Origin of the sequence: Methanofollis fontis (assembly GCF_004297185.1) — an archaeon.
GTDB lineage: Archaea > Halobacteriota > Methanomicrobia > Methanomicrobiales > Methanofollaceae > Methanofollis > Methanofollis fontis.
In genome coordinates this window covers 36,619-62,537 of the sequence record NZ_PGCL01000004.1, presented here as the reverse complement: position 1 = coordinate 62,537, position 25,919 = coordinate 36,619, and the positions used below count along the sequence as shown (strand labels likewise).

Here is a 25,919-nt window from a genome sequence, read left to right as displayed (position 1 = left end):
GTTATTAAAGGTATCGGTGGGCTCCGATGCAATCGTACTCATCTATTTATATCCGAAGGTCGTTTTTTGTGTATGTCTCGCACAGACGCAGACACAACCGGTACAAGGGGGTATCGTTTTCTTCACCCCCGGGAATGCACGTAAGAACATCGCTATTTTCGACACCACGCTCCGCGACGGCGAACAAACGCCGGGCGTATCCTTCACCATCGATCAAAAGGTCGAGATTGCACGCCAGATCGCTGCCATCGGAGTCCGCACCATCGAGGCCGGCTTCCCTGCCTCCTCGGCCGACGAACTGGAGGCGGTCAGGACGATCGCCGCCGCCGGAACGGGTGCACAGGTATGCGGACTCTCCAGGATGCGAAAGGATGACGTGGACGCCTGCATCGACGCCGGCGTCGACATGATCCATGTCTTCATCCCCACGTCCGACATCCAGCGGGAGCACACCATCAGGAAGAGCCGGACCGAGGTGATCGACGCCACGGCGACGACCGTCGCCTATGCGAGGGAACACTTCGATAGATGCCTCTTCTCGGCCATGGACGCCACCCGCACCGACTGGCCGTACCTGATCGAGGTATGCCGGACAGCGGTTGAGGCCGGGGCCACGACCGTGAACATCCCGGATACCGTCGGGGTGATGACCCCAACGGTGATGCGTGACCTCATCGCCCGCGTGGTGCGGGAGGTGCGGGCGCCCATCGACGTCCACTGCCACAACGACTTCGGGCTGGCACTGGCAAACACCCTGGCCGCCGTGGAGGCCGGCGCCTCGCAGGTCCAGGTGACGGTGAACGGCATGGGTGAACGGGCCGGAAACGCCGACCTCGCCCAGACGGTGATGGCCCTGGAACGGATCTACGGGATCGAGACCGAGGTGATCACCGAGCGCCTGGTCGAGACCTCCCGCCTCGTCTCCAGGTATGCGGGCATCAGCATCCCGCCCTGCCAGCCGGTCGTCGGTGAGAACGCCTTCTCCCATGAGAGCGGGATCCACTCGCACGGCGTGCTGGAGCGCCCCGACACCTTCGAGCCCGGGATCATGACCCCGGAGATGGTCGGGCACCGGCGGCGGCTGAAACTGGGCAAGCATGCCGGTCGCCATGCCGTCAGGCAGAGCCTGGCCGACGTCCATATCGCTCCCTCCGATGCCGAACTGGACCGGATCATGGAGAAGATGAAGTGGATCGCCGGACGGGGACGGCGGATCACCGATGCCGACCTCTATGCGATCGCCGAGGAAGTGACCGGCATGGGCGGCGTCGCTCCGGCCGTCAGCCTCAGGGACATCGCCATCCTCACCGGCAACCATGTGATGCCGACCGCCTCGGTGAACCTGACGGTGAACGGCGAGGAGAAGGTGGCGTGCAGCACCGGCAACGGCCCGGTGGACGCCGCCATGAAGGCGATCATCCACTGCCTGCCCGAACCGGTCCACCTGAAGGAGTTTGCGGTGGAATCGATCTCGGGCGGCACCGACGCCATCGGCCATGTGACCATTACCGTCGAGGACGCCACGGGCCACATCTTCGATGCATCGTCCTCCTCAGACGACGTCGTGATCGCCTCGGTGGACGCCATGGTGAATGCCATCAACCTCCTGCAGAGGGTGGCGGAGAAAAAACCCTCTCCCTGAAGGGGGGAGACCCCCTTATTTTTCGTCGAATTTTCTATTTTCTACACTATATTGGGGAATCCGCCTCTGTGCTTGTTCATGTGGGTGCCCTGCACCGGCGATTCGCCCCGTTACTGCCATTGGGAGTGGATTGAGAAAACTCTGGGAGTGTGGGTTCTCGATTGCCTTTCTCTATTTTCATCAATCGTTGGATCTGGTATATGGGGCGGCGCATCTCCCGGAAACACCGCCAGGAACCGTCCCGCCCCTATCGCAGCGACCGGGGGGTGGAACCTCCCGTCAGCACAGGGCCGGGACAGAGCAATCCCCTTCAGTGGGCGGGGCGCCCTTTCCCTGGCAAACGAGTGAAACAGGATGACATGGGCTGTACTGCACAGAAGGCACATAATGCCCGGCACCTGAATAGTGAGACGGCACCTGCCGTCCAGCGGGACAAATATCAGAACAAGAAAAAATATCGATTAAGAGGCCTGAGGGCTGCCGCTCATCGCCTGCTTGATCTGGGCCTGGAGCTGCTCGAACTTCGCCTGCATCGCCTTCTCCTGTTTCTCAAGGGACTTGATTCGCAGGTCCAGCGTTTCTGCCTTCTCGGTCAGTTCGGCGAGCACCTTCTCCTTCTCTTTCTGCATCATCACGGTCCCGACGTTCACGTACACCGGCGACTCGTCGGAAACCTCCTTCAGCTCCTCGATGGCGCGGTTCGTCTCCTTCACCGCCATCTCGTACTGGGCCTTCTGCCCTGCCACGGTCTGGAGCTGCTGCTGGATCTGCTGCAGCATTCCGAGCTGCTGCTGGACCTTGGGTGGAACACTACTCATGTATGATCATCTCCTGTAATTCGTCTGCAACGGTTATCAACCGGAGCCACATGTTCAGGGCCGCCCGAAGGGCATGGACATCGGCCGCCTGCACCCTGAGAACAAGGCGATCATCCCCCTCCAGCATGACCTCCTCACAGGACCGCGACCCCGCCACCTCACCGGCCTCAGGGGCGAGGACGCGGTGGAGGAGGGTCGCCTGCGGGGAGGTGAAGGAGAAGACTGCCTCATGCATCGTCCCCCACCTCCAGCACGATCCGTTTTTTCTGCTGTCCGTCGAAGACGATCCCGGGTTCGGTCGCCCCGGTCAGTTCTGCATCACAATATACTTTCAGGACATCATAAACCGATTGGTCGGCAATCCGGAGGCGCCGCTGGATGGTGCCCTCCCGTTCGATTATCGATGCCCGCCGGATCGTGAAATCATGGATCACATCACCCTCTTCAAGCACCTGAAGGTGGACTGAACCATGCTCCCGCGTAAAAAGGATCACCGCCTCGTCGGAAAGCGCCGCAAAACCGGTCTTTCCGCGGGGCAGATAACGGGCGCCCGTCGCAAAGGCGAGGTGCCGTGCGAGCGCCCGGAGGTCATTTGCTGCTTTTCTGGAGGTGGTGACGACGGTCATCGAGCCTTCAGCTCTTTGATCGCAGCCCCGCGCTCCTTAAACAGGATGCGGTGTCCACAGTAGGGGCATCTGACGTTCTGGTCGATTTCCACCTTCTGCTTGCACCGCGCACATTTATATGAACTTGCCACGCCGCTTACTCCTGGGTCTCGATCGCACGCTCGATGGTACGGAGGGCGACACGGAGGGACGGCGTCTGCGGGGCATAGGCGCCGCCAGCGAACTTGAAGCCGCACTTGCGACACTGCCAGATGCCGGTCCCGACACGGCGCACGGCCTTGTGGTCGCAGCGCGGGCAGGTGTGCGTGGCCTTCTGGACGCGCTCAACCTGGAGCACGCGCTTGCGGATGAATCTGCCGTATCTCGGGCCGAATCTCCCTGCACTTCCGGTGACTTTGCCTTTTGCCTTCTGTTTACGCCTCGCCATTCTGGATTACCCCTGATATGCTTACTAAGGTTAGCCGTTTTGGTTAATATACTTGCTCCAGCACCTTCACCTCTCCCTCCCCCCTGGAGAGACGGTTGACGACTGCATAGAACTCGGACTGAATACCCGCCGGGATGCGGCAGACGCAGATCCACGAACCATCCGACTGCCATTCCTCCCGTTCGACCGTTGCCGCCGACTGCATCTCGCCATAGGCGCGGGGGGCATGGTCGGCGGGAATCCGCACGGCAAGTCTGAGTTCCTCGAAGCGGATCGGGAGGATCGGGCGCAGGGCCTTCACCGTATCCTTCACCAGTTCGTCCACGTGCTTGAAGGGATCGATGTTCACCCGCGCCTCCTCCATCGCCATCTCGATCCGCTGCGGAGGGTGGGGGAGTTTTGTCTGCGGGTTGACGGCGTTTCTGGAGATGAAGGTGATGACCTTGCGCCGCTTCTCCTCGATCATCCGGCGCCGCTGGTCGGATGTCAGGTGAATCTCGCCCTTGCTGAGGATCCGGCGTGCGACCGTTTCGAATTCGGTGGTGCCAAAGACCTTCAGGAGCGCCTCATCCGAGGCGCGTTCGCCATGGGAAAAACTTTCAAAGACCGATTCGGCGGCAACAGCGTCTTCGATCGGGATCTCCTCGCCCTGCCTGATCCGCATGGCGAGATCGGGTTCGACCCCGATCTCAAAACGTTCGCCATGGCTCTCGAGACGGGCGATCACCGCCCGCTCCAGCGGGATCATCCCTCTCACTCACCCTGGTCGGCGCCGGTTTCAGATGGCGAGAACTCGACCTCGTCGACGAATGCCTTGACCTCGGCCGGTTCCATCTTGCGGAAGACCGGGTTCTGCGTCTCGATGACCCCGATCTCCACGGTGCCGACATCGAACTTGCCCTCGGTGGCGGCATGCAGGGCCTTCAGGCCGAGATGGACGGCGCCGCTGATCGTCATGGCCGGGTCGTACTCCTCCTCGAAGATCTTCATGGCGGCCGGGCGGCCGATACCGATGCCCGTCGCCTTGTACTCGAGGAGCGTGCCCGAGGGGTCGGTCTCGAAGAGGCGGACCTCGCCTTCGGAGATGCCGGCGATCAGCAGGGCCGTGCCGTAGGGGCGGGCGCCCCCGAACTGGGTGTAGACCTGCATATGGTCGCAGATCTTCTTGGCCAGACTCTCGACGTCGATGCTCTCGTCATAGGTGACGCGGTTGATCTGGGCCTCCACGCGGGCGCGGTCCACCAGCAGGCGGGCATCGCCGACAAGGCCGGACGATGCGACGCCGATATGCTCGTCGATCTTGTAGATCTTCTCGATCGACGAGGGTTCGAGAAGGCGGGAGGAAACCCGCTTGTCGACAAGGAGGATCACACCCTCGCTGCACTTGATGCCGACGGCGGTGGTCCCCCTCTTCACCGCCTCGCGTGCATACTCCACCTGATAGAGGCGGCCGTCCGGACTGAAGACCGTGATGGCCCGGTCATATCCCATCTGATATTGTGGTTGCATTAGATCTCCTCTCCTGTGTAATCTGACAAAAAGATGATGCCCTGCCTCTTATTACCCTCTTGCAGTACATCAATTTTATGCCCGCCATAGCGGAACATCTGCCTTCCGTTCTCGTCCCTCTCCTCATGCGGGGACGTGGCATGGACGCTTCCCTCCATCCGCCGCCTGAGCGCGGCGATCGTTCCGGAGGTGGCGACACTCCTGAGGGCGACAGGGTGCTCCCCGACTGCAGTGACGGTTGCGCAGGCCACGCCGAGATCCCCCTCCGTCCCGCGGACACAGCGGACGATCGCATGTCCGTCGCCGCTCCGGACGACGGCGGCACCGATCTCGGCCGCACGGGCATCGCCGAAGAGGCTGGTGACCGCCTCATTGATCGCCAGATAGAGGGCCTTACCGTCGACCTCCTGCCAGGGCGGCAGGATGCGGACGAGCAGGTATCGCCGCTTCCATCGCAGGGCCTTGGGTCGCGGCCTCATGGCACCACCCGCACCGGCCCTGAGGGCTCAAGCAGCCCCTCAACCGAGGAGAAGGCGGCGATGCACTCCTCCTCCCGCATCCCGAAGAGCGAGCAGAGCCCTGATGCCTCCCGGACGCTCCGCTGACCGAGGACCGATCGGGCATTGCTCCCGATGCAGAGCCCGAAACCGTAGCGGCGCTGGAGGTGGAGGATGTCAGCATAGCATGCGAGCACCCGCTGCCGCTCCCGACCGCGATAGGCGATGATGGGCGCAAGGTCGATCTCCACGCAGACTCCCTTCTCTGCGGCGGTCCTCGCCGCCACATGGTCAAAGGCGAACTTTCCTGCCAGGTGCACCCCCTTGAGGATATGGACGCCCGGAAAAGAGACCATCGATCTGGTGAAGCCTGCATCGCCCGCACACACCGAGACGATGGCATCGTCGGGCGCCCGCCGCACCGCCCGGATGGCGTCCTTTGCGGTTCGTTCACGGACGATCACGCCCCGGACGGCACGCACGCCATAAAACTCCCCTTCCCCGACATCCGAGACGATGATCGAATATCCGCACTCACGCGCCTCGAGGGCCATGCGTGGAAGCGAGGAATCGCCGGAAGGATAGGGATGCACGCAGGCATCAGCGTACGCCATCGGTGCGCTCCAAAAAAAATGGGGGTGGTTACTTTCCGCGGTTGCCGTGGGCGCGGATGCTCGGGCGGGTCTTCTCGGTGCCGGTGCCCTTGCGGCGCTGGCCGCGGCCCTTGCGTCCGGCCATCGTCTTACCGCGGTCGGCACGGCCGCGCTGGTTCGCCTGACCGATCCATGCAAGGTGCGGGTCGCTCATGACGGACGGGTGGCTGCCGTCGACCAGGATGACCTCATACCACTTGTAGCGGCCGTCCTGACCGACCCAGTAGGAGTTGAGCACCTCCATGTTCGGGTACTTCCGGGCGGAGCGCTCCTCGGCGATCCGCTGGATGCTCTTGCCCGAGGTGATCCGGCGCATGCCCATCCGGGCGGTGCGGCGACCGCGGATATAGCGGGACTTGCGGCGACCGCCGCGGCGGACGCGGGCACGGACGACGATGACGCCCTGCTTTGCCTTGTAGCCAAGGGTGTGTGCACGGTCGATACGGGTCGGGCGGGCGATGCGGACCACCGCACCCTCCCGCCTCCAGGTCTGCATCCGCTCCCAGAGAAGACGCTTAACCTCGGATTTCTCCGGGTTCTTCCACGCCTCGCGGACGTAGGCATACATTGACTTTGCCATGGATTTTTCACCTTGAGGTTCGGCGCATCTGCGATGCACCACATTCCTGAACGGGACGGATCCCGCAGTTCTGTACTGGTATGCGTCCGTCAGATATTAAAATCACGGTCCGGCCGGCCCCTTCCGCTTCTCGATCACCGCGATCCCCTCGATCCCGGTCCAGGGGTACTGCCCGTCTTCGTCCTTCTCCGCCGACTTCACCATGTCCCAGACGGTGAGCAGGGCGGCCGAGACGCCGGTGAGCGCCTCCATCTCAACGCCGGTCCGCCCGTAGGAGCGCACCCGCACCCTCGCCTCGATGGCGCCTTCGACCTCTGCAAAGTCCACTTCCACCCCTCCAAGGGCGAGGGGGTGGCACATCGGGATGATCCGGGGCGTGTCCTTCACCGCCAGGGTGGCGGCGACGCGGGCGGTGGCCAGCACGTTCCCCTTCAGCACCGTTCCCTCGCGGATCGCCGCCAGCGTCTCTGGGCGGAGGCGGATCCGGCCGGCCGCCACCGCCTCCCTGACGACGTCGGGCTTTGCCGAAACGTCCACCATCCGGGCGCGGTCATCAGCGATATGGGTAAACTCAACCATAGAGTACTTCTGCGATCCAGGGGAGCATCTCTGTTGCGATCAGCCCGGCGTCCCGTCCGCCGGCGGCGCGCTCTCCGGCGAGACCGTTTGCATGGGCGGCAGCGCAGGCGGCCTCAAAGGCCGGGAGCCTGCAGAAGAGGGCGGCCGCCACCCCGGCGAGCACGTCGCCGGTGCCCCCGACGGTCATCGCCGGGCAGCCGCTGCGGTTGAAGCGGACCCTTCTGCCGTCGGAGATGATATCGACGGCCCCCTTGAGGAGGATTGCAGAGTCCTCGGGGGCGGCGTCGCGCACCGTCTCCGCTCGCTCCCGCATTCCCGCCGGCAGGGGGCGACCAAAGGCGCGCCTGAACTCGGCGGCGTGCGGGGTGTAGATCGTCTCCGCCCCGGCCGGCAGGGGGGTGCGGAGGGCGTCGGCGTCGATCACGAGTTTTTTCGCATGGGGGGCGAGGGCCTTCACCACACCGTGGCTGCCGGGCCCGAGGCCGTTCCCGCAGAGCACCACATCGGCCCGTTCTGCTATGGGTATGAGCAGGTCGCTGTGCTCCTCGCCCACCAGCGTGCCGGAGAGGGGGACATGGATCAGGTCGGGGCAGGGGACATAGACCGGCGAGGCCACCCGCACGATATCGGCGCCGGCGCGCAGTGCAGCCATGCCGGCAAGGAAGGGTGCGCCCTGGTAGGGGCCGCCGCCCACGACGAGCACCTCGCCGCCTGCCCCCTTGTGCGCCGTCGGCCCCTTGGGGCGGAGGCAGAGGAGGTCGCCCGGGCCGGTGCAGATCTCGGCGGCGACCGGGATGCCGATCCCGGCGGTTCGCGCCCCTGCTGTCTTCGGGCGGTGGAAGGCGAGCACCAGGTCTGAGCGGGCGTCAGGTGTCGGCACATCGGCCGCCACCACCCGGGCGGCGCTCTCGTTCATCAGCCGGACCATGGCGGAGAGGGGCTGGCGCACCGTCCCGGACGCCCCGGTCCCGAGCATGGCGTCGACGATCACGTCGGCCTCCCTGAAGAGGGGTTCGAGCGCCTCCACCTCGACCGGTGTCCGCACCTCCCGGAGGTCCACGGCGGCGTGGAGCAGCGCCTCCCTCTGGAGGAGAAACTCGGGTGTCGCCCTCCCGTCTGCAGGAATGACCGCCGTGCACTCCAGGTCCTGCAGGTGACGGGCGGCCGCCAGACCGTCGCCGCCGTTGTTGCCGCGCCCGCAGAGCAGGAGCACCCGTTCGGGGTCGGACTCCCTCACGGCGACGGCAAGGGCCGCTGCCGCCGCCTCCATCAGCCTGATCCCCGGGACGCCGAGGGCGATGGCGTTCTGGTCCACGGCGCGCATCCGCTCCGGCGTGATGATTCCGCCCTCGCAAAAGCCGGCGAGGTCCCTGAGATCAAATGAGAAGGCATCCTGCATACCGGCAGGTAGCATCCCTGCCGATAGAAAGGTTGCGCTTCACTGTGGGCCGGTAGAGTCGGTTATATCTGCCCGCATGCAGAGATCCTCTGGCATGAGTCTTGAGGGCGACGTGCGGACGGCAACCGAGCAGATCCTCGGGGCCGAACAGGTGACGGTCATCTCGCATATCGATGCCGATGGGATCACGAGCATGTCGATCCTGATGCAGGCGATCACCCGCGCCGGTATCGAGGCGACGCCGGTGTTCGTCCGGCAGCTCGAACCCCTGATGATGCACCGGGTGCCGGAGGACGACTCCCTCAAGGTATTCTCCGATCTCGGTGCCGGCCAGCAGAACCTGCTCGAGGAGCGCGGCCTCACCGCCGATGAGGTGGTGATCGTGGACCATCATGTGACGCAGGACGTGGACACCCCCTATCTGCAGGTGAACGCCCTGCCCTACGGCCATACAAAGTTCTCCGCGGCCGGTGCCGCCTACCTGGTGGCGGAGTCGATCGACGCCGACAACCGCGACCTGGCCAAACTCGCCGTGATCGGGAATGTGGGGGACATGATGGCGCGTGAGGACTGCGGGCTCATCGGGCTGGCGCGGGAGATCGCCGGGGAGGGGATCGCCTACGGCAATGTCGAGGCCCGCCGCGACCTCAACTGTTACGGGATCTCCACCCGCCCCCTGGCCACGGCGATCGCCTACACCGACGATCCCCATATCGAGGGGATCACCACCAGTCCGCCGGCGGTCCGCCGCCTGCTCAAGGATATCGGCGTGCCCGAACGGACCGCCCGGGGCCGCCTGCGGGTCTGGGAGGACCTTTCCGCGGACGAGCGGCAGGCGGTGACCTCCGCCCTCGCCGAGCAGATCGTCGCCCACGGCGGGAGCGTCGAACGGCTCTGCGCCGAGGTATATCTCTTCCCGGACGAGGCAGAACGGACGGCCCTGCACAACGCCGCCGAGTACTCCACCCTGCTGAACGCCTGCGGGCGCTGGGCGCGGCCCGACGTGGGGAGCGCCATCTGCGCCGGCGACCGGGGGGAGGCGCTCCGGGAGGCTGAGCACATGCTCAGCCACCACCGCTCGACGATCCGGGAACTGATGAACCATATTATTGAGCATGGGGTGACCGAGGGTGAGGGCGTGCAGCACCTCCATGTCGGCGACAGGTTCCCGGACACGGTCGTCGGGATCGGGGCCGGCATGGCGCTCTCGCGGCTGAACCGGGACAAGCCGATCCTGGTGATGTGCTCCCTCCCCGAGGATTCGACGCTCACCAAGGTCTCGATGCGGGCGACCGATGCGATGGTGGCGTCAGGCATCGACCTGCAGGAGGCGCTGGTGGAGGCCTGCGGTCCCTTCGGCGGTGCCGCCGGCGGTCATGCCATCGCGGCCGGGGCCTATATCCCGCAGAAAATGGAAAAGGAGTTTGTTTCTCGTGTCAACGAAATCATCAGGAAACAGCGCGGAGCAGCAGGTCAGAACGACTGCTGATTTCCAGTTCGGGCGGGGTGCGGGCGTGGCGCTCTTTCCCGCCGGTTGCCGCTTTATCAGGTCGAAGACCAGACGGGTCCGGCAGGTGACGGACGGCGGGCAGCGGATTGTAACAGTCAGGGCGCGGGACGGGCGGTTCACCCTCAGCATCGAGGGCGCCCGCCGCCTGGCGCGGGCCATCCCCCCGCCGGCCTACCGGGTGGAGATCGCCGCCGAGGTGACCGAGTTCATCGCCCGGGGCAAGAACGCCTTTGCCAGGCATGTGGTGGCGGCTGACCCCGGCATCCGTGCGGGCGACGAGGTGATCGTGGTCGGCGCCGGCGACGAGGTGATCGCCACCGGCGAGGCGGTGCTGTCCGGAGCAGAAATGCTGGCATTTAATTACGGAGTAGCGGTAAACGTAAGGAAAGGAGGAACCTGAGCGTGTTTCCAGGCGGCAAGATCAATCCAAAGAAAATGAAGCAGATGATGAAGCAGCTCGGCATGGAGATGGAGACCCTGGAGGACGTGCGGCGCATCGTCATCGAGACCGGTGCCGGGGACTATGTCTTCGATCAGGCCGAGGTGGTTGCGACCATCATGCAGGGGGTCACCACCTACCAGATCACCGGTGACGCCCGCTTCGAACCGGCAGAGCTTGAGATCCCTGAAGACGACGTCAAACTGGTGATGGAGCAGACCGGCGCCGGTGCCGACGCTGCCCGGGAGGCATTGAAGGCCGCCGGCGGCGACATCGCAGAGGCGATCCTGCGTCTGACCGGGGCATGATCGAGGCGGGGGAGCGGCTGGTCCTCGTCTCCGGGACGAGAGAATATTATGTGCGTGCCGGTGAGGGGACGCTCTCCACCGATCTCGGCATACTCGACCTCGCCGCCCTCGTCGGTGGCGACTACGGCGATATCGTCGCCACCCATCTCGGGACGGAGTTTGTGGTCCGCCGCCCCCGCCCGACCGACTTTTTCTCCCATGCCTCCCGGACAGGGGCGCCGATGCTCCCCAAGGACATCGGCATGGTGATCGCCTACACCGGCATGAACCGGGAGGACACCGTCCTTGATGCCGGCACCGGGAGCGGGATTGCGGCGATCTATTTCGGCAGCATCGCACGATGCGTCGTCACCTGCGAGGTCCGCCCCGAGTTCGCCCGAAAGGCGGAGGCGAACATCAGGGATGCCGGGCTTGATAATGTGGAGGTGCGGGCCTGCGACGTGCTCGAGGTCGAGGGTCTCTTTGACGTCGTCCACCTCGACCTGCCGGTGCGGGCCGAGCACCTCGCCCATGCCCACCGCCTCCTGCGGAGCGGGGGCTACTGCGCCTGTTACACCCCGTTTCTCGAGCAGATGTCGGTGGCCTACGACGCCGCCGCAAACCTCTTTTCAGAGGTGCACACCTATGAGTGCATGGAGCGGGAGATGACGCGGGGGTCCCGCGGCACCCGCCCCTCCACGCGTGTCGGTCATTCGGGCTATATCACGATTGCAAGGCGATAAGATGCGGCATATCATCTCAATACGGGAATTTGAGAAGGAGGAGATCGATGCCCTCCTCGACAGCGCCGGGACGATCGATGCGGGGCGCTATGACCGCACCGCCCTCGCCGACAGGATCCTGGGGGTGCTCTTCTTCGAGCCCTCCACGCGAACAAGAATGTCGTTTGAGGCGGCGATGGCCCGTCTTGGCGGGCGGTCGATCGACATGGGCGGTGTGGAGGCGAGTTCGGTCTCCAAGGGCGAGACCCTGGCCGACACTATCAGGGTGGTGAGCGGGTATGCCGATGCCATCGTGCTCCGCCACCCCAGGGAGGGGGCGGCGCGCCTTGCGGCCGAGTTCTCCTCGGTGCCGGTGCTGAACGCCGGCGACGGCGCCGGGCAGCACCCCTCCCAGACCCTCATCGACCTCTATACGATCCGGCAGGCGATGCCCCTCGACGGCATCGATGTGGGCCTGCTCGGTGATCTCCGCTACGGGCGGACGGCCCACTCGCTGGCCTATGCCCTGGCCGAGTACAACGCCACCATCCACACCCTCGCTCCCGGGAGCCTTGAGATGCCCCAGAACGTCATCGAGGGCCTCAGGGATGCCGGCGTGGAGGTGGTGGTGCACACCGACATCACGGAGTTTGCGCACACCCTCGACGTGATGTATGTCACCCGCATCCAGCGGGAGCGTTTTCCCGACACCGCTTCCTATTATGCCGTTGCCTCGAGTTACCGGGTGACCCCCGAACTCCTGGAGGGGGTGCGGGAGCGGATGATCGTCCTTCACCCCCTGCCGCGGGTGGACGAGATCGATTCGCGGGTGGACACCCTCCCGCACGCCCGTTACTTTGAACAGGCCAGAAACGGCATCCCGATCCGCATGGCCCTGCTGATGGAGGTGATGGGATGACCGGAAACCGCCGGACGCTCCAGATCAGCCCGATCCGGAACGGCACGGTCATCGACCACATCACGGCCGGTGAGGCCTTCAATGTGCTGCGGATCCTGGGGATCACCGGCACGACTCACGAGATTCTCTCCATTGCAACGAATGTGGCAAGCGGCAAGGCCGGAAAGAAGGATATCGTCAAGATAGAGAACAGGGAACTCTGCAAGGAGGAGGTGGACCGGATCGCCCTCATCGCACCGAACGCCACCATCAATATCATCAGGGACTATCTGGTCTTCGACAAGAAGGGTGTCGAGATCCCGGACGTCCTCTATGGCGTCATCCGCTGCCCGAACCCGGGCTGCATCACCAATACCAACGAACCGGTGCGGAGCCGGTTCGAGGTGACGGCGAAGGGGCTCCACTGCACCTACTGCGAGTGGTACCTCACCGAGGACATCGCCGGGCACATTATCTGATCTCTCTATTTTGTACGAATCGGTACCGGCCTTCTGCCCTCACCCATCCATCCTGATCGCCCCTGAAGGGGGGGCGTGGAGGGCCCTACTCCCAGCCGATCACATGGCCTTCGTCGTCGATCTCGCCCCTGATGATCCGGGTGGAGGAGATCCAGCGCCCGTCCTCTGCGAGAACACAGGCGATCTGGTGGATCTCGACCATCGGCATCCCCTTTGCCCGGCGGAGGCGGTTGATCTCGATCCCGGCCGGCAGCGTCTCCTCAGAGACCACCAGGATATCGAAATCGGTCTCGAGGGCCGATCCGTAACGGTCGTTCAGCGCCTCGATCTCCCAGGGGGTTTCTGTGCCGAGGGATTGGATATAGGTTCTGAGGGCGCCTTCACGCTCGGCATAGGGCATGACTGGATGGCTCTTTCTCCCGGCGAAGGCGTCTGAGGAGAGGCCGATCACCACCCGGCCGCGCGGTCCGGCGAGTTCGAAGGACCGCGATATCAGTTTTTTGTGCCCGGCGTGGAGGGGTGAAAAGGTCCCCCCTACCATAATCTTCATTCATAGTCATGGGCTACCTGTACTATTAGTATGAACCACAATCTGCGCATCGGCGATCGGGTCTTTGTCGCCGAAAACGCCACGCTGCTTGGCGATGTCACGATCGGCGACGGTTCGGGCATCTGGTTCGGTGCCGTGCTCCGCGGCGACCGCGACCGGATTGTCGTCGGGGCCGGGTCCAATGTCCAGGACAACGCTACCGTCCATGTCTCCGCGGGCCATCCCGCCATCATCGGGGACAGGGTCTCGATCGGTCACGGGGCGATCGTCCACGGCTGCACCATCTCTGACGACGTCCTCGTCGGCATGGGGGCAATCGTGATGAACGGGTCGGTTGTCGGCGAGGGTTCGATCATCGGCGCAGGTGCGGTTGTCACCGAGGGGCGGGTCGTCCCGCCGGGATCGCTCGTGCTCGGGGTACCTGGAAAAGTGGTCCGTGAGGTGACCGGCGCCGAGCGTGAGTCGATCCTGGAGAATGCCCGTGTCTATATGGACCTGGCCGGGGGGTATCTCGGTGAATGAGGCAGTGGTGGTCGGTGGCGGGATCACCGGCATCCAGGCCGCCCTCGATCTCGCCGGCCATGGGGTGCGGGTCAGGCTGATCGAGCGCGAACCATCGATCGGCGGGCACATGGCGATGCTCGACAAGACCTTCCCGACCAACGATTGCTCGATGTGCATCCTCTCCCCCAAGATGGTGGAGGTGGAGCGCCATCCCCTGATCACGCTTCACACCTGCACCGAGGTTGTGGGGATCGAGGGCGAGGTCGGCGATTTTACCGTGCGGCTCAGGCGCCACCCCCGCTATGTGGACGAGGAGCGGTGCAACGGCTGCGGCGACTGCACCGATGTCTGCCCGGTGGAGGTCTACAACCGTTTCGACGCCGGTATCGGCGTGCGAAAGGCGATCTATCGGCCCATGCCCCAGTCTGTCCCGAACATCACCATCCGCGATGCCGAGCACTGCATCGACTGTGGACTCTGCTATGACGCCTGTGGGCGGGATGCGGTGCTGCACGACGATGAGGACGGCGAGGAGGAGTCTACGGTCCGGGCGGCGGCCGTAGTCATCACCACCGGCTATGCCACGTTTGATCCGGCAAAGAAGGGGAACCTCCGCTATCTGAACATCCCGGACGTGATCACGAGCCTTGAGTTCGAGCGAATGATCAATGCCAGCGGTCCGACGGGCGGGGCGCTCAGGCGCCTCTCCGACGGGCGGGTGCCGCGATCGGTGGTCTTCCTCCAGTGCGTGGGGTCACGCGACATGCAGGTCGACCGCCCCTACTGCTCGTGCGTCTGCTGCATGGCGGCGATGAAGAACGCCATGCTGATCAGGGAGCACCACCCCGAGACCGAGGTGACGGTGCTCTACATGGATATCCGCGCCTACGGCAAGGGCTACGAGGAGTACTACAACCGCGCCGTCGATATGGGGGTGCGGTTCGTGCGCGGCCTCCCCGGGGAGATCCTCAGGAACGATTCCGGCATTGAGATGCAGGTCGAGGACACCGAGACCGCCGAGGTCACCACCCTCCGCCCGGACCTTGTCGTGCTCTCGGTGGGGATGGAGCCGCCGGTCGGGGCGGCCGAGGTGGCCGAACGCTTCGGCATCAGCCTTGAAAAGACCGGTTTTGTCCACACCCTCGACGAGAAGACGAACACCGTGGCGACGATCCGCCCCGGCATCTATGTGGCCGGGACCGTTGTCGCACCGAAGGACATCCCGGACTGCGTGGCGATGGGCGGTGCGGCGGCGATGCGGGCCTATACCGACGTCTTGAGGGCGCAAGAATGATCCCCCGCACGATCTGGCGCGAAGGGGAGGCGATCCATCTGATCGATCAGACCCGCCTCCCGACCGAACGGCAGATTGTGGTGTGCACCGACGTCGAGCGTCTGTGCCTGGCGATCCGCCGCCTCGAGGTGCGGGGCGCCCCGGCCCTCGGTGTGGCCGGGGGCTATGGTGTCGCCCTCGCCGCCATGCTGAACCGGGACCCCGGCCGCGATGCATTTCTGGCGGCGGTCACCGCCGCCGCCGACGCCCTGCGGGCCACCCGCCCCACGGCGGTGAACCTCGGGTGGGGGATCGATCGGGTGCTCGCCGCCATTTCGGGGAGCAACACCGTCGGGGATGCGGTTAGTGTTGCGGTCGAGGAGGCCGATGCCATCGCCCGGGAGGACGAAGAAACCTGCCGCCGGATCGGTGCCCACGGCGCCGCCCTCATCCCGGACGGTGCACGGGTGCTCACCCACTGCAATGCCGGCGCCCTCGCCTGCGCCGCATGGGGGACGGCGCTCGGCGTGATCCGTTCGGCGGCAGAGGCCGGAAAAAGCCTGTCGGTGACGGCCTGTGAGACCCGCCCCCTGCTCCAGGGTGCGCGGCTCACCGCATGGGAGCTGGCCGAGGACGGCATTGCGGTGCGGGTGATCCCGGACTCGGCCGCCTCCTTCCTGATGCGGCGGGGCGAGATCGACTGCGTCGTCGTAGGGGCGGACCGGATCACGCGGGATGCCGTCTTCAACAAGGTCGGCACCTACATGCACGCCGTCTCGGCCCGTCACCACAATATCCCCTTCTATGTGGCCGCTCCCCTCTCGACCTTCGATCCTGAGCGCTCGGAGGCGGAGGTCACCATCGAGGAGCGGAGCGCCGACGAGATCGCCGTCTTTAATGGGCGGCGGACGGTGCCGGAGGGTGTTCGCTGCACGAACCTCGCCTTCGACGCCACCCCCCTCGACCTGGTGACAGCGATCGTCACCGAAGAGGGTGTGCTGCGGCCTCCGTACAGGCGGATGCCCGGAAGAAGAAGTATTTAACCAATCCCTCCTCATTCTGTTGCATGTTCTTCGATACCCCGATCTGGTCGCAGGTGATGATGCTCATCGGTGAGGTCACGTTCTTCCTGATCGCGGGTGTGATCCTCTTTTCCGCCGTCCTTCTGGTTATCGCCGCCCTTTCCATCCAGAGCGGGGAGTTTTATTTCCCCCGCCTGATGAAAAGCGGTCTGGTGCTGCTCGAAGGAGTGATCAAGGGGATATGCAAATTTTTCGGGTTTGACGACAAGGACCTCATCCGTTTCTTCATCAGGCTCCACAATACGATGAACATGAAGCAGTTCGGGGATACGCCGGTGGAAAAACGGGCAATCTATCTGCCCCAGTGCCTGCGTTCAGGCGAATGCCCGGCCCACCTCACCCCAGAAGGACTGGTCTGCCGCCGCTGCGGACGCTGTGATATCGGTCATGAGATCGACCGTCTTCAGGAGATGGGCTACCGGGTATTCATCGTTCCGGGTTCGACCTTCCTGAAACGGATGGTGAAAAAATATCAGCCCGAGGCGATCATCGGCGTCGGATGCCTGATGGAGGTAAAAGAGGGCCTCGAACTCTGTGACCGCATCGGGCTTGTGGGAATGGGCGTCGTCACCATGAAGGACGGATGCGTCGAGACGGTGCTCGACTGGAGCGATCTCGGAGAGATCGCACAGGTCGGTCTTTCCGGGCCTAGTTCCCCATAACCTTCACATTTCTGCCGAACAGGCGGGTGCTCGTGATCCGCCCGTAGACATAGATCGTGGCGTCGCTCCTGACCTCGCCGACCTTCACCCCGGGTCGGAGGATGATATCGCCTCCGGCGGCGACGGATTTCACGATGGCGTTGTCGGAGAGGGTGATATTATCTTTGACCGTGAGGGAGCCCTTGATCCTGACGTTCCTCCCGATAACGCCTGATGTGCAGGTGACGTCCTTTCCGACCGTTGAAAGGGCGCCGAGTTCCAGGCAGCCGTCGACGTCGAGTTTTCCCCAGATATGGGTCTCAGGCGGAACGATGAAGTCGCCGGGGATGTGGACATTCCCGTCAAAAAAAGATCCTTTTGGGGCGATATAGGTGTCTCCGCTCTGGTAAACCTTCATAGAGTCTCAGGTACGATCATGCCCCCGCACCATAAAAGGTTTCGGAAAGGAGCGCAGCTGCGGTGAAGATTACCAGGGAGAGGAACATCCCGCTCTTCAGGGTGGTGGTGACGCCAGAGGCCCGGACACAGGCAGGCAGGGTGCACCCCCGCACCCGCAGGGAGCGGACGAGGACGGCGAGGTTCAGGGCGCCGATGGCAACGAGGTAGGGGAGGCCCCACCACCTGAAGACCGGGAGCATCGAGAGGACGGCGGCGGCCAGGGCGAAGGCGAAGGCGAGGATGATGCTCCACTCCACACCCACGATCATCGGCAGGGTCCTCGCCCCGCCGGCGCGGTCGCCCTCGATATCCTCGGCGTCCTTGAGAATCTCCCGTGCAAGCATCGCCAGCAGGGTGACGCCGGCCACCGGCAGATTTGCGGTGAGGCCGTCGATGCCGACGAGCGCACCGCCGAAGAGGAAGATCGAGGCCGAGAGGTAGGCGACGGTCAGGTTTCCGAGGAAGGGGGTGGCCTTCAGTCTGGCCGCATACAGCACGAGAAGGATGGAGTTGACGGCGGCGATCCCCCAGCAGAGGGGGTTGGTGGGGAGGGCGAGCAGGATCCCGCCGAGAAACAGGGCTCCCGCCCAGAGGAGGGCGCCCCGCTCTGAGACGGCGCCCGATGGGATGGGGCGGTCAGGACGGTTGACGGCATCGATGGCAGCGTCGTAGTAGTCGTTGATGGTGTTGCCGGCGGCGGTGATCAGGCCGATGATCCCGATCAGCACGGCGGACTCCGGCACCACGGTGCCGGTGGCGATGAGGTAGCCGAGGACGCCTGCAAGCCCGGCGACAATGGCGTTGACCGGGCGGGTGATGGCGATATAGCCGTACATCTGAAAAAAATGCGACGGCGGGATATTTCAAGATTGGCCGGAGCGGAGGGAGGCATAGCCCGCCGTCCACCAGGGGCGGTCGGGCGGGTCTGTGCGGAGCATCGCCTGCCAGGCCTCGTCGGTGAGTCGACCAGAGAGGGGGACGGTGAACTCGTAGTAGGAGAGGACCGGTCCTGCGGCAAGGAAGGCCGATCCGTCCCTGGTGGGGCAGGCGACAACGACGAGGTCGGTATAGCCGACCCCCTCCTCGAGGACGAGGTCATGGAAGGGATTGGTGTGGACGTCGGCAACGATCGCGGTCGTCTTCCCCTGCTCATCGACATCGGTGAGGGCGCCGTCGAGCACATCGCCGACATTCCTGATAAAGGCGTGGTCGGCGGGGGTGAGGTCCTCGCCGTTCAGTTCACGTGCCGAGATGTCGGCGAGGCGTTCGAGGACCGACTCGAGGCTCTGCAGGCGGCGCTCTGACACCCCGTCGAGGGCGTCCAGGTCCGCGAGACCCTGGCGCGTCATGACGGTGAGGGCATGGAGGCGGGTGTAGACCTCCGGCACCGGTTCCACGTACCCTGAGACCTCCTGCTCCATCGGTTCGACGGCGATCGCCTTGCCGAAGGTGTAGCTCTGCTTGGCGTAGAGGATGGTGTCGTGGCGGAGTTCGGTCCATGAGGCGAGTGAGGTCGTCAGTTCCTTCTCTCTCCATGCAGGGGTCTGCATGAAGGCCGGATACCCCTCCCCGAAGGTCTCGAGGAGGGGGCGCTGAGCGTGGAGCCAGCCCCAGTAGAGGTTTCTGGTCCAGCCGCTCTCGTTCACGGCGGCGAACTCGCCCTCCAGCCGTTCTGAGACCTCGGTATAGTTGAGGTACCTGCTGTCCTCCCCCTCGTCCAGGAGTCCGGCAGCCCGCTCTGAGCCCAGCAGGGCCATGACGTCGAGGGCCGTCGGGATCGCCCGTTCGCCCTCGACCATCGTGAAGGCGTCACCGGTGCCGGTGAACGACCCGGCATAGGGGTAGACCAGTTCTGAGAAGACATAGGAGTCCGGGACAAACCGCTGCCCCATGAACCGGAACCCCATGGTGGCGTTGAGGGCCTGCCTGGCCTCCGCCTCGGTGGAGACCACCTGATCGCCGGTACCGCTATAGATCGCCGGCGGGGCATGGGAGCGGAGTTCCTCCTGCAGGCTGGCGATCTCGTCGGCCGTGAGGGTGGGTTTCGCGCTGCCGAAGGCGGTCTTCATCGCCTCGATATAGTCGGCCGGGCCTAGGTCATCGGAGTATCCGGCATAGAAGGCGGTGACCGTATAGATCCGGTTCCAGCGCTCCATCAGGGCGGGGTCGGCATCGGTTGCGGCGGCGATCTGTGCGGCGGCCGCCGTCTGGACCGCTGCTTCCTCGGCGCTGACGATCGAACCCTCTTCGCCGCCGGTGAGCAGGAATGCCAGGCGTCCGTGCCACATCATCGCCAGGAAGTAGTTTTTCAGCCGTTCGGACCGGGTATAGTGGCCCCTCGGCACATACTGGGAGTAGTCCTCGGTGTAGGTGAAGATCGGGCTCTCCGAAAGACCGCCGTGTGCACGGATCAGGGCGAGTTCGGCGTCGACGATGGAGGCGACCTCCGCCGGCAGCGTGGTGGCGGCATAGTGCCCTGCATCCTCCTGCAAAAACCCGGTGTCATCGCTGATCTGGTCAGGTGCAGGTGCGAGCAGCGCCTGCGCCACGCCGAAATAGGCGGCGTTCCGCAACGCCGCCTCTCTCTCATCACCTGTGGCGGTGGCGAGCCTCTCGATCGAGGCATTGAGCAGGGCGGCGTCAAGGGCCCAGAGGTCGTCATAGAACCGCTCCTCCTCGATGGTCCGCATCGTCTCGTCGAACTGGATGTGGTAGAGGTGGAGGACCGAGTCGGCGGTCACAAACACCGGGACTCCCCGTGTCTTCAGGACGGAGTAGGGGCGTACGATGTCTGTCTCCCTCCGGTTGAACGGGTTTTCGACGACCACAAACCCGTTCTGGACGAGCATGGCGGTGGCGTTCCGGTCCAGGGAGAGGGCGGTCGTCGCCTCCCCACGGTTGGTGACGGTGGCGAGGTCGAGCGGCAGGGGATACTGCGGCGCCGAGGGATTGACCTCGAGCGGCAGGGGTTGATAGTATTCAGAAAAGGCGCCGCTGCCGGAGAGCAGGGGGGAATCAGTATCCGACGGTTTGTCGCCGCCATTGCCTGTGCATCCGCTCGTCATCAGGATGACAATGGTGGCGATGAGGAGGATGAGTGCGATCCGCTCCATGCCTCCACCATGGACATCAGGGCGGATAAAGATGCGGATGACTGCGAATTTTTTCGAAGCAAAAGGGACGGGCTTGGGGGGATTTGAACCCCCGGCGTTCAGCTTAGGAGGCTGACGCCATGTCCTGGCTAGGCCACAAGCCCCGTGCTCTATACTGTGGTCGCCGGCAAGGTATTAAGGTTTGTGAGCCGCCACCTTTCTGGCACGATGGAGCGTGTCCTGGTCACTGAGGGGAGGACGTCATTTTTTGCACCGGTTCAGGATGAGAATGCGGCCTTCCCTCCCGGTTCGGCCCCGATCTTCTATAACCGACGGATGGAGGCGAACCGGGACGCCACCGTCCTTTTCTGTGCGGCGGTGCGACCGTCCGACTATCTCGACGCCATGGGGGCGACCGGCGTGCGGGGGCTGCGGGTGGCGAATGAGAGCGGCACGCCGGTGACGATCAATGACATCGATCCCGGTGCCGCCGCCGAGATCAGGAGAAATGCCGGAGAGGGGGTCGAGGTGACCTGCGGCGACGCCAATGCCCTGATGAGCACCCGCCGTTTCGATGCCGTCGACCTCGACCCCTTCGGGACGCCAGCGCCCTTTGTGGATGCGGCCTGCCGGAGTGCACGGCGCTACCTCTGCGTCACCGCTACCGATACCGCCCCCCTCTGCGGCGCTCACCTGAAGGCCGGGATGCGCCGCTACTTCGCCCGCCCGATGAACACCGACTACCACAGCGAGGTGGGTCTGCGCATACTCCTCGGGTTCGTGGCCCGGGAGATGGTCAAGTATGACCGCGGTATCGAGCCCCTCTTCTGCTTTGCCCGAGAGCACTTCGTCCGACTCCACCTGCGGGTGCGCCGGGGCGTGCGGCACGCCGACCGCACCCTCGGGCGGATCGGGTATGTGATGCAGTGCACAAATGATATCCACCGTGAGGAGGCGGTCGGCCTCATCCCTCCCGCCGCCGTCTGCCCCGGATGCGGTTCATCTCTCCGCCCGATCGGCCCCCTCTGGCTCGGCGGGGTGAATGACCCCGATCTGATCGGGCAGATGGCAGGCCTGCTGCCCGGCATGGGGTTCGGGACCGAGCGCTACCTCTCGCGTCTGCTCCCCCTGCTGGCCGAGGAACTCCCGACCTCCTCCTATTATGACTATCATGAGGTCGCAAAGCACCTCCGGGCCTCGCCGCCGACGATGGCCGTTATGCTTGAGCGTCTGCGGGCCGCCGGCTACGGGGCGACGCGGACGCACTATGCCGGTACCGGGGTGCGGACCGATGCGCCGGCAGATGTGGTCGAGGCGGCCGTCCTGGGCGTCAACCCGTGATGATCAGCACGGCCCCCATCATGCCCATCCCGATCACCAGACCATAGACGGCGAGGTGGGCCTCTCCGTACTCCCGAGCGGCCGGCAGGAGTTCGTCGAGGGCGACGAAGATCATGATCCCGGCGACAGAGGCGAAGAGCAGGCCGAGGACTCTCGCAGAGAGGAATGGCAGAAGGATCAGGAAGGCGATCAGGGCACCGGCGGGCTCTGCGAGTCCGGAGATGAGGGCGTACCCGAATGCCCGCCACCTGCTGCCGGTGGCACAGCAGATCGGCACCGAGACGGCGATCCCCTCCGGGATGTTATGGATGGCGATCGCGACGGCAATCGGCACTCCGATCCGCAGGTCGGCGGTGGCGGCATAGAAGGTGGCCATCCCCTCCGGGACGTTGTGGAGTGCGATTGCGAGGGCGGCGAGGAGGCCGGTGCGATAGAGGGATGGATCGGTCCCCTTCTCCGCCTCCTCCACCCGCCGGGCTTCATGGGGGTTCTGGGGGTAGGGGATGATATGGTCGATGGCGGCGATCCCGGCGATCCCGGCGAAAAAGGCACATAGAACTGCCCATTCGTTCCCTGCGGCCTGATGTGCCGCAGGCAGGAGTTCGGTGAAGGAGACATAGATCATCACTCCGGCCGAGAACCCCAGGGAGAAAGAGAGAAGCCGGGTGCTCGTTCGTCGTGTAAAAAGGACGAGAAGACTTCCGATACAGGTGGAGAGTCCGGCGATGAGCGTCAGCAGAAAGGCGACGGCAACCCCTTCGGGATCGATCATACCCGTCACCGGGTTCCCGCTCACCCATATATAGCCGTCGGGGGTATCCCCCCGACAACATCGACCCTGCTCCTCAGAACCGCGTGACGACCGTCACGATGTCGCCGTCGGCGAGGGTGTGCTGGAGGCCGACCCGCTGGGCATCGTGCTTCACGGATTTGCCCCAGATTTTTGCATACCTGAACTTCTCGACAAATTCGCGGTGGAGGCGGCGGCAGATGTCTTCGATGGTCGATCCCGACCTGACGATCATCGGTTCCTCGAGGTCTGCCGGTCCGCCGACCGGTTTCATATAGATCCGCATGAACCCGAGGTGGTCGAAGATGGCGTCCTTGAGCTCCTCGATGTTGTAACCGGAGTGCGCCGAGATCATGTGGGGGTGCTCGCCGAAGCGTTCGGTGAGGTCGGTCTCGATCTCGCTTCTGGTCTTTTCATCGACGAGGTCCACCTTGTTGATGGCGATGAATGCCGGCACATACACCCGGTTGCCGATCATGGCGTCGATGAAGTCCTCCTGGGAGATCGAACCGCGGATGAGCACATCGGCGTTCATGATCTTGTTCTCGGCGAGGATGGAGCGGACCTCCTCGATGTCCAGCGCCTCATCGCCGACATAGTTGAGACGTATGCCGCCGTTCCCGGTCTTTTTGATGGTGATGTCGGGCTTCGGGGTGTTGATCCGGATACCGGCGTCATAGAGTTCCTTCATCAGCACATCGATATGGATCCCGTTGTAAACGTCGCCCAGGATGATGATCAGGTCGGCGCTCCGCACCACGGCGATCACCTCCTTGCCGCGTCCCTTTCCCATGGCGGCACCGGCGATCAGGCCCGGAATATCCAGGATCTGGATCTTTGCCCCCTTGTGCTCCAGCAGTCCCGGAACGACCGTCAGGGTGGTGAAGGCATAGGCGCCGATCTCGCTCTTCTGGTCGGTAAGCTGGTTGAGGAGCGTCGATTTCCCGACCGATGGGAACCCGACGAGCACCACGGTCCCGTCGCCGGATTTTTTGACCGAATACCCTTCCCCGCCGCCCGAGGACTTCATCGCCCGCTGGACGGCATCTTCCTTGATCTTGGCGAGCTTTGCCTTCAGGCGTCCGATATGCTTGGATGTGGCCTTGTTATATACGGTGCGCTGGAGCTCGTCCTCGATCTCCTTGATCTGATCGTCAAGACCACTCATTCCTCAAATATCTGTCAGGTGACTACATAAGGATCGTGGATAGGGAACGCCGTTCCGCTTCTGCGCGACGTTGAACTCGATATGGCGGGCGGCGAGGAATCGGGCGGCGCAGAGCGGAATGGTTAAATACGCTCATATCCAATATTGTAGAGCACTCAGGTGCGCCATGCTGCTATAGTGTAGACCGGCCAATCATGCAGGACTCTCACTCCTGCGACTGGGGTTCAAATCCCCATAGCAGCACTTTAGATAAAGTTAAAATCTTTTAGGGCCTTATTCGCTCTCGGTGACGAAGTTGAGAGCAGAAGCACCCACAATTCTTGATAGTAATTTTCATCGTATTAAAATTAACTCATTGAACGAGTCCCTCAAAAAAAGTCTTTTGAGCAACACGATTTCTGAACAGGATTATTCTTTAATTCGTGAATACCTGGCAGAAATAGCGGCCTATCACAACGTTAGCACGGTCCGCTTACACAAAATCATGCACCATCTCGTCGGATGGAGACGATACCTCGGTCCCTATCTCGACAACGACCTCACCGACCTTCTCAACGGCATCAATCTTCTGCGGTGCGGGACCAGCCGACGGGGCACACCCTATAAACAGAACACCATTCGGGATTATGTCACCATCCTGAAACAATTCTATCGGTGGCTTGCGTTCAAAGAGTATATCGACATCTCCACCGAGAAACTCCGGAGGATTAAGACCCCCGCAAAGGACCGGATGACCAAGACCGCCGCCGACCTTTTATCGCCCTCCGAGGTGGAGCGGGTCATCGCGGCGGCCCGGTCGGTGCGGGACCGTGCGCTCGTGACGACGCTATATGAAGGCGGGTTTCGGGCCGGCGAGATCGGGACGCTGACCTGGGGGAACCTGGTCTTCGATCAGAACGGCGTTGTGGCGAATGTGAACTTCAAGACGAACCGGCCCCGGTATATCCGTCTGGTGCTGGCCCGCGAACCGTTGATCCAGTGGCGGTCGGTGTATCCGTTCAGGGCGGAGGGGGATAACCTGGTGTTCCTGAGCCGGTCGAACAAGGCCCTGACCTATGCGGCGGTGGCGGCCCTGCTCAGGGAGGTGGTGAAGCGGGCCGGGCTCGGTCGGCATGTGACGCCGCATACCTTCCGCCACTCGCGGATCACCCATATGATCCAGGAGGGCTACCCGGAGACGGTGATCAAGTTGATGATGTGGGGGACGGTGGCGGCGACGGAGTTTGCGACCTATACCCATCTGACGGGGTGCGATATCGATCGGGCGGTCCTGGAGAAGAACGGGATCGTGGGTGGCGGCGAGTTGTGGCAGGGTGTCGAGGGGGTGAAATGCCAGTATTGCGAGATCGTGAACCCCCCGGCGGCCCGATATTGTTACAGTTGCGGTCGTCCGATGAACGCTGAGGATGTGATGAACGAGTTGAAGACGCTCCTGAAGGCGAACCCGGCGGTGGTGCGGGTGTTGATGGACTCGGCGCGTGAGGGGTGACGATGGACCGGGATGAATTGGATTTGAAGTTCGTGGTGAAAACGACGTGGGAGTGGACGTTCCCTATCCGCGTGTGCGTTCTTTTGCTGTCTGTCGTGTTTCTGGGATGTGTTTTCCACGCCCCGGATCTCTTCTGTTTCGTGCTCTATTGTGCCGCGTTCGTGTTCTATGTGTGGCAGATTGTGTATGCGATCCGCTTTTACAGGACGCATTGGGCGGGTGAACAGGAAAAGGCGGGGGCGTAGTCCGGCCCGCCGTGTTTGCTCGCCCGTGCTCGCGGCACACCGCGGGCCGCTTTCGGGCCGGGCCTGGCTGCGGGGGACGCCCCCGCCGGCGTCGCTGTTCGCTCCTTGTCGGCGGCTGTACCGATTCCTCGCTCCGCACCGTGCCAGAGGCACCGTGCTCCGCTCGGCCCGACGGTCCCCCTCCGGGGATGGGCGAGCATCCCCTCCGGGCGACGTCGGC

32 protein-coding genes and 2 tRNA genes are annotated in these 25,919 nt (G+C 63.8%); 15 read left to right on the top strand and 19 right to left on the bottom strand.

Annotated features, from left to right (window positions below; translation table 11 throughout):
* Positions 1-112: 112 nt before the first annotated feature.
* Positions 113-1,642: a 2-isopropylmalate synthase gene (locus tag CUJ86_RS10005; protein WP_130647494.1), complete on the top strand. Its 1,530-nt coding sequence runs from the start codon at positions 113-115 to the stop codon at positions 1,640-1,642.
* 461 nt (positions 1,643-2,103) lie between these two features.
* Here the strand turns inward: CUJ86_RS10005 and CUJ86_RS10000 are convergent, their stop codons facing one another.
* From CUJ86_RS10000 to CUJ86_RS09945, 12 genes are all read right to left on the bottom strand, one after another.
* Positions 2,104-2,460 carry a prefoldin subunit beta gene (locus CUJ86_RS10000; protein ID WP_130647446.1) on the bottom strand — a complete coding sequence of 119 codons (357 nt, stop codon included), beginning with the start codon at positions 2,458-2,460 and terminating at the stop codon, positions 2,104-2,106.
* Entirely contained in the window at positions 2,453-2,695 is a 243-nt protein-coding gene (locus CUJ86_RS09995; RefSeq protein ID WP_130647445.1) for a KEOPS complex subunit Pcc1, read from the bottom strand. Before CUJ86_RS09995 ends, CUJ86_RS10000 begins: the two co-directional genes overlap by 8 nt.
* Complete coding sequence (locus CUJ86_RS09990) at positions 2,688-3,086, bottom strand: Brix domain-containing protein (protein ID WP_130647444.1); 399 nt, start codon at positions 3,084-3,086, stop codon at positions 2,688-2,690. The genes CUJ86_RS09995 and CUJ86_RS09990 overlap by 8 nt, the downstream gene beginning before the upstream one ends.
* Entirely contained in the window at positions 3,083-3,217 is a 135-nt protein-coding gene (locus CUJ86_RS09985; protein WP_130647443.1) for a DNA-directed RNA polymerase subunit P, read from the bottom strand. Before CUJ86_RS09985 ends, CUJ86_RS09990 begins: the two co-directional genes overlap by 4 nt.
* Before the next feature lie 5 nt (positions 3,218-3,222).
* Complete coding sequence (locus CUJ86_RS09980) at positions 3,223-3,513, bottom strand: 50S ribosomal protein L37ae (RefSeq protein ID WP_130647442.1); 291 nt, start codon at positions 3,511-3,513, stop codon at positions 3,223-3,225.
* A 43-nt stretch (positions 3,514-3,556) separates the two neighbouring features.
* On the bottom strand, positions 3,557-4,261 hold the full coding sequence (locus CUJ86_RS09975; protein ID WP_130647441.1) for a ribosome assembly factor SBDS: 705 nt from the start codon (positions 4,259-4,261) through the stop codon (positions 3,557-3,559).
* A gap of 5 nt (positions 4,262-4,266) precedes the next feature.
* Positions 4,267-5,022 (bottom strand): archaeal proteasome endopeptidase complex subunit alpha, encoded by a 756-nt coding sequence (gene psmA / locus CUJ86_RS09970; RefSeq protein WP_130647440.1) that lies wholly within the window; start codon positions 5,020-5,022, stop codon positions 4,267-4,269.
* Positions 5,022-5,501 (bottom strand): Rpp14/Pop5 family protein, encoded by a 480-nt coding sequence (locus CUJ86_RS09965; protein ID WP_130647439.1) that lies wholly within the window; start codon positions 5,499-5,501, stop codon positions 5,022-5,024. Before CUJ86_RS09965 ends, psmA begins: the two co-directional genes overlap by 1 nt.
* Positions 5,498-6,133, bottom strand: coding sequence for an RNase P subunit p30 family protein (locus CUJ86_RS09960; protein WP_130647438.1), 636 nt, complete (start codon positions 6,131-6,133; stop codon positions 5,498-5,500). Before CUJ86_RS09960 ends, CUJ86_RS09965 begins: the two co-directional genes overlap by 4 nt.
* A gap of 28 nt (positions 6,134-6,161) precedes the next feature.
* Positions 6,162-6,752 carry a 50S ribosomal protein L15e gene (locus tag CUJ86_RS09955; protein WP_130647437.1) on the bottom strand — a complete coding sequence of 197 codons (591 nt, stop codon included), beginning with the start codon at positions 6,750-6,752 and terminating at the stop codon, positions 6,162-6,164.
* Positions 6,753-6,854: 102 nt separating this feature from the next.
* Positions 6,855-7,331: a cyclic pyranopterin monophosphate synthase MoaC gene (gene moaC / locus CUJ86_RS09950; protein WP_130647436.1), complete on the bottom strand. Its 477-nt coding sequence runs from the start codon at positions 7,329-7,331 to the stop codon at positions 6,855-6,857.
* Positions 7,324-8,730, bottom strand: a complete 1,407-nt coding sequence (locus CUJ86_RS09945; RefSeq protein WP_130647435.1) for an NAD(P)H-hydrate dehydratase — start codon at positions 8,728-8,730, stop codon at positions 7,324-7,326. Before CUJ86_RS09945 ends, moaC begins: the two co-directional genes overlap by 8 nt.
* Before the next feature lie 94 nt (positions 8,731-8,824).
* Here CUJ86_RS09945 and CUJ86_RS09940 point away from each other — a divergent pair, with 94 nt between their 5' ends.
* From CUJ86_RS09940 to pyrI, 6 genes are read left to right on the top strand one after another with little or no spacing between them, the layout of a single operon-like run.
* Positions 8,825-10,219: a single-stranded-DNA-specific exonuclease RecJ gene (locus tag CUJ86_RS09940; protein WP_130647434.1), complete on the top strand. Its 1,395-nt coding sequence runs from the start codon at positions 8,825-8,827 to the stop codon at positions 10,217-10,219.
* The gene (locus tag CUJ86_RS09935) at positions 10,164-10,640 is read left to right on the top strand and encodes a PUA domain-containing protein (protein WP_130647433.1); all 477 of its coding nucleotides are present in this window, start codon (positions 10,164-10,166) and stop codon (positions 10,638-10,640) included. The genes CUJ86_RS09940 and CUJ86_RS09935 overlap by 56 nt, the downstream gene beginning before the upstream one ends.
* Before the next feature lie 2 nt (positions 10,641-10,642).
* Positions 10,643-10,987, top strand: coding sequence for a nascent polypeptide-associated complex protein (locus tag CUJ86_RS09930; protein WP_130647432.1), 345 nt, complete (start codon positions 10,643-10,645; stop codon positions 10,985-10,987).
* A complete protein-coding gene (locus CUJ86_RS09925) occupies positions 10,984-11,709 on the top strand; it encodes a methyltransferase domain-containing protein (RefSeq protein WP_130647431.1) in 726 nt (241 codons plus the stop codon). The genes CUJ86_RS09930 and CUJ86_RS09925 overlap by 4 nt, the downstream gene beginning before the upstream one ends.
* 1 nt (position 11,710) lies before the next feature.
* Positions 11,711-12,607: an aspartate carbamoyltransferase gene (pyrB, locus tag CUJ86_RS09920; RefSeq protein ID WP_130647430.1), complete on the top strand. Its 897-nt coding sequence runs from the start codon at positions 11,711-11,713 to the stop codon at positions 12,605-12,607.
* Complete coding sequence (gene pyrI / locus CUJ86_RS09915; protein WP_130647429.1) at positions 12,604-13,065, top strand: aspartate carbamoyltransferase regulatory subunit; 462 nt, start codon at positions 12,604-12,606, stop codon at positions 13,063-13,065. The genes pyrB and pyrI overlap by 4 nt, the downstream gene beginning before the upstream one ends.
* 85 nt (positions 13,066-13,150) lie before the next feature.
* Here pyrI and CUJ86_RS09910 read toward each other — a convergent pair whose 3' ends face one another.
* Complete coding sequence (locus CUJ86_RS09910) at positions 13,151-13,615, bottom strand: phosphopantetheine adenylyltransferase (protein WP_130647428.1); 465 nt, start codon at positions 13,613-13,615, stop codon at positions 13,151-13,153.
* Positions 13,616-13,645: 30 nt separating this feature from the next.
* Between CUJ86_RS09910 and CUJ86_RS09905 the strand changes: the two genes are divergently transcribed.
* From CUJ86_RS09905 to CUJ86_RS09890, 4 genes are read left to right on the top strand one after another with little or no spacing between them, the layout of a single operon-like run.
* Entirely contained in the window at positions 13,646-14,137 is a 492-nt protein-coding gene (locus CUJ86_RS09905) for a gamma carbonic anhydrase family protein (RefSeq protein WP_130647427.1), read from the top strand.
* Positions 14,130-15,413 (top strand): CoB--CoM heterodisulfide reductase iron-sulfur subunit A family protein, encoded by a 1,284-nt coding sequence (locus tag CUJ86_RS09900; protein ID WP_130647426.1) that lies wholly within the window; start codon positions 14,130-14,132, stop codon positions 15,411-15,413. The genes CUJ86_RS09905 and CUJ86_RS09900 overlap by 8 nt, the downstream gene beginning before the upstream one ends.
* Complete coding sequence (gene mtnA / locus CUJ86_RS09895; protein WP_130647425.1) at positions 15,410-16,435, top strand: S-methyl-5-thioribose-1-phosphate isomerase; 1,026 nt, start codon at positions 15,410-15,412, stop codon at positions 16,433-16,435. The genes CUJ86_RS09900 and mtnA overlap by 4 nt, the downstream gene beginning before the upstream one ends.
* A gap of 23 nt (positions 16,436-16,458) precedes the next feature.
* Positions 16,459-17,136 (top strand): DUF116 domain-containing protein, encoded by a 678-nt coding sequence (locus CUJ86_RS09890; protein ID WP_130647424.1) that lies wholly within the window; start codon positions 16,459-16,461, stop codon positions 17,134-17,136.
* Here the strand turns inward: CUJ86_RS09890 and CUJ86_RS09885 are convergent.
* The 4 genes from CUJ86_RS09885 to CUJ86_RS09870 all read right to left on the bottom strand — a co-directional run bounded on the left by CUJ86_RS09885 (position 17,123) and on the right by CUJ86_RS09870 (position 20,830).
* On the bottom strand, positions 17,123-17,533 hold the full coding sequence (locus tag CUJ86_RS09885) for a bactofilin family protein (protein ID WP_130647423.1): 411 nt from the start codon (positions 17,531-17,533) through the stop codon (positions 17,123-17,125). The two genes, CUJ86_RS09890 and CUJ86_RS09885, sit on opposite strands and share 14 nt — an antisense overlap.
* 16 nt (positions 17,534-17,549) lie before the next feature.
* Positions 17,550-18,410, bottom strand: coding sequence for a geranylgeranylglycerol-phosphate geranylgeranyltransferase (locus CUJ86_RS09880; RefSeq protein WP_130647422.1), 861 nt, complete (start codon positions 18,408-18,410; stop codon positions 17,550-17,552).
* A 27-nt stretch (positions 18,411-18,437) separates the two neighbouring features.
* Entirely contained in the window at positions 18,438-20,687 is a 2,250-nt protein-coding gene (locus tag CUJ86_RS09875; RefSeq protein WP_130647421.1) for a DUF3160 domain-containing protein, read from the bottom strand.
* Positions 20,688-20,755: 68 nt separating this feature from the next.
* Positions 20,756-20,830 (bottom strand) — tRNA-Arg (locus CUJ86_RS09870).
* A 64-nt stretch (positions 20,831-20,894) separates the two neighbouring features.
* On the opposite strand from CUJ86_RS09870, the gene CUJ86_RS09865 reads away from it, so the two are divergent.
* Positions 20,895-22,007 carry a tRNA (guanine(10)-N(2))-dimethyltransferase gene (locus tag CUJ86_RS09865; protein WP_130647493.1) on the top strand — a complete coding sequence of 371 codons (1,113 nt, stop codon included), beginning with the start codon at positions 20,895-20,897 and terminating at the stop codon, positions 22,005-22,007.
* Here the strand turns inward: CUJ86_RS09865 and zupT are convergent.
* Both zupT and CUJ86_RS09855 read right to left on the bottom strand, forming a co-directional pair.
* The gene (gene zupT / locus CUJ86_RS09860) at positions 21,997-22,779 is read right to left on the bottom strand and encodes a zinc transporter ZupT (protein WP_130647420.1); all 783 of its coding nucleotides are present in this window, start codon (positions 22,777-22,779) and stop codon (positions 21,997-21,999) included. The genes CUJ86_RS09865 and zupT overlap by 11 nt on opposite strands.
* 73 nt (positions 22,780-22,852) lie before the next feature.
* Positions 22,853-23,965, bottom strand: a complete 1,113-nt coding sequence (locus CUJ86_RS09855) for an OBG GTPase family GTP-binding protein (protein ID WP_130647419.1) — start codon at positions 23,963-23,965, stop codon at positions 22,853-22,855.
* 168 nt (positions 23,966-24,133) lie between these two features.
* Between CUJ86_RS09855 and CUJ86_RS09850 the strand changes: the two genes are divergently transcribed.
* The 3 genes from CUJ86_RS09850 (at position 24,134) to CUJ86_RS09840 (ending at position 25,699) form a co-directional block, all read left to right on the top strand.
* A tRNA-Glu gene (locus CUJ86_RS09850) sits at positions 24,134-24,208 on the top strand.
* Positions 24,209-24,449: 241 nt separating this feature from the next.
* On the top strand, positions 24,450-25,454 hold the full coding sequence (locus tag CUJ86_RS09845; RefSeq protein ID WP_130647418.1) for a site-specific integrase: 1,005 nt from the start codon (positions 24,450-24,452) through the stop codon (positions 25,452-25,454).
* A 2-nt stretch (positions 25,455-25,456) separates the two neighbouring features.
* Positions 25,457-25,699: a hypothetical protein gene (locus CUJ86_RS09840; protein ID WP_130647417.1), complete on the top strand. Its 243-nt coding sequence runs from the start codon at positions 25,457-25,459 to the stop codon at positions 25,697-25,699.
* The last annotated feature ends 220 nt before the right edge of the window (positions 25,700-25,919 follow it).

What these genes read in the sequence shown, in the direction of transcription:
- CUJ86_RS10000 (WP_130647446.1), bottom strand. Translation starts at nt 2,460, where the DNA reads ATGAGTAGTGTTCCACCCAAGGTCCAGCAGCAGCTCGGAATGCTGCAG.
- CUJ86_RS09995 (WP_130647445.1), bottom strand. Translation starts at nt 2,695, where the DNA reads ATGCATGAGGCAGTCTTCTCCTTCACCTCCCCGCAGGCGACCCTCCTC.
- CUJ86_RS09990 (WP_130647444.1), bottom strand. Translation starts at nt 3,086, where the DNA reads ATGACCGTCGTCACCACCTCCAGAAAAGCAGCAAATGACCTCCGGGCG.
- CUJ86_RS09980 (WP_130647442.1), bottom strand. Translation starts at nt 3,513, where the DNA reads ATGGCGAGGCGTAAACAGAAGGCAAAAGGCAAAGTCACCGGAAGTGCA.
- CUJ86_RS09975 (WP_130647441.1), bottom strand. Translation starts at nt 4,261, where the DNA reads ATGATCCCGCTGGAGCGGGCGGTGATCGCCCGTCTCGAGAGCCATGGC.
- psmA (WP_130647440.1), bottom strand. Translation starts at nt 5,022, where the DNA reads ATGCAACCACAATATCAGATGGGATATGACCGGGCCATCACGGTCTTC.
- CUJ86_RS09965 (WP_130647439.1), bottom strand. Translation starts at nt 5,501, where the DNA reads ATGAGGCCGCGACCCAAGGCCCTGCGATGGAAGCGGCGATACCTGCTC.
- CUJ86_RS09960 (WP_130647438.1), bottom strand. Translation starts at nt 6,133, where the DNA reads ATGGCGTACGCTGATGCCTGCGTGCATCCCTATCCTTCCGGCGATTCC.
- CUJ86_RS09955 (WP_130647437.1), bottom strand. Translation starts at nt 6,752, where the DNA reads ATGGCAAAGTCAATGTATGCCTACGTCCGCGAGGCGTGGAAGAACCCG.
- moaC (WP_130647436.1), bottom strand. Translation starts at nt 7,331, where the DNA reads ATGGTTGAGTTTACCCATATCGCTGATGACCGCGCCCGGATGGTGGAC.
- CUJ86_RS09945 (WP_130647435.1), bottom strand. Translation starts at nt 8,730, where the DNA reads ATGCAGGATGCCTTCTCATTTGATCTCAGGGACCTCGCCGGCTTTTGC.
- CUJ86_RS09940 (WP_130647434.1), top strand. Translation starts at nt 8,825, where the DNA reads ATGAGTCTTGAGGGCGACGTGCGGACGGCAACCGAGCAGATCCTCGGG.
- CUJ86_RS09925 (WP_130647431.1), top strand. Translation starts at nt 10,984, where the DNA reads ATGATCGAGGCGGGGGAGCGGCTGGTCCTCGTCTCCGGGACGAGAGAA.
- pyrB (WP_130647430.1), top strand. Translation starts at nt 11,711, where the DNA reads ATGCGGCATATCATCTCAATACGGGAATTTGAGAAGGAGGAGATCGAT.
- pyrI (WP_130647429.1), top strand. Translation starts at nt 12,604, where the DNA reads ATGACCGGAAACCGCCGGACGCTCCAGATCAGCCCGATCCGGAACGGC.
- CUJ86_RS09910 (WP_130647428.1), bottom strand. Translation starts at nt 13,615, where the DNA reads ATGAAGATTATGGTAGGGGGGACCTTTTCACCCCTCCACGCCGGGCAC.
- CUJ86_RS09905 (WP_130647427.1), top strand. Translation starts at nt 13,646, where the DNA reads ATGAACCACAATCTGCGCATCGGCGATCGGGTCTTTGTCGCCGAAAAC.
- mtnA (WP_130647425.1), top strand. Translation starts at nt 15,410, where the DNA reads ATGATCCCCCGCACGATCTGGCGCGAAGGGGAGGCGATCCATCTGATC.
- CUJ86_RS09890 (WP_130647424.1), top strand. Translation starts at nt 16,459, where the DNA reads ATGTTCTTCGATACCCCGATCTGGTCGCAGGTGATGATGCTCATCGGT.
- CUJ86_RS09885 (WP_130647423.1), bottom strand. Translation starts at nt 17,533, where the DNA reads ATGAAGGTTTACCAGAGCGGAGACACCTATATCGCCCCAAAAGGATCT.
- CUJ86_RS09880 (WP_130647422.1), bottom strand. Translation starts at nt 18,410, where the DNA reads ATGTACGGCTATATCGCCATCACCCGCCCGGTCAACGCCATTGTCGCC.
- CUJ86_RS09875 (WP_130647421.1), bottom strand. Translation starts at nt 20,687, where the DNA reads ATGGAGCGGATCGCACTCATCCTCCTCATCGCCACCATTGTCATCCTG.
- CUJ86_RS09865 (WP_130647493.1), top strand. Translation starts at nt 20,895, where the DNA reads ATGGAGCGTGTCCTGGTCACTGAGGGGAGGACGTCATTTTTTGCACCG.
- zupT (WP_130647420.1), bottom strand. Translation starts at nt 22,779, where the DNA reads ATGATCGATCCCGAAGGGGTTGCCGTCGCCTTTCTGCTGACGCTCATC.
- CUJ86_RS09855 (WP_130647419.1), bottom strand. Translation starts at nt 23,965, where the DNA reads ATGAGTGGTCTTGACGATCAGATCAAGGAGATCGAGGACGAGCTCCAG.
- CUJ86_RS09845 (WP_130647418.1), top strand. Translation starts at nt 24,450, where the DNA reads ATGCACCATCTCGTCGGATGGAGACGATACCTCGGTCCCTATCTCGAC.
- CUJ86_RS09840 (WP_130647417.1), top strand. Translation starts at nt 25,457, where the DNA reads ATGGACCGGGATGAATTGGATTTGAAGTTCGTGGTGAAAACGACGTGG.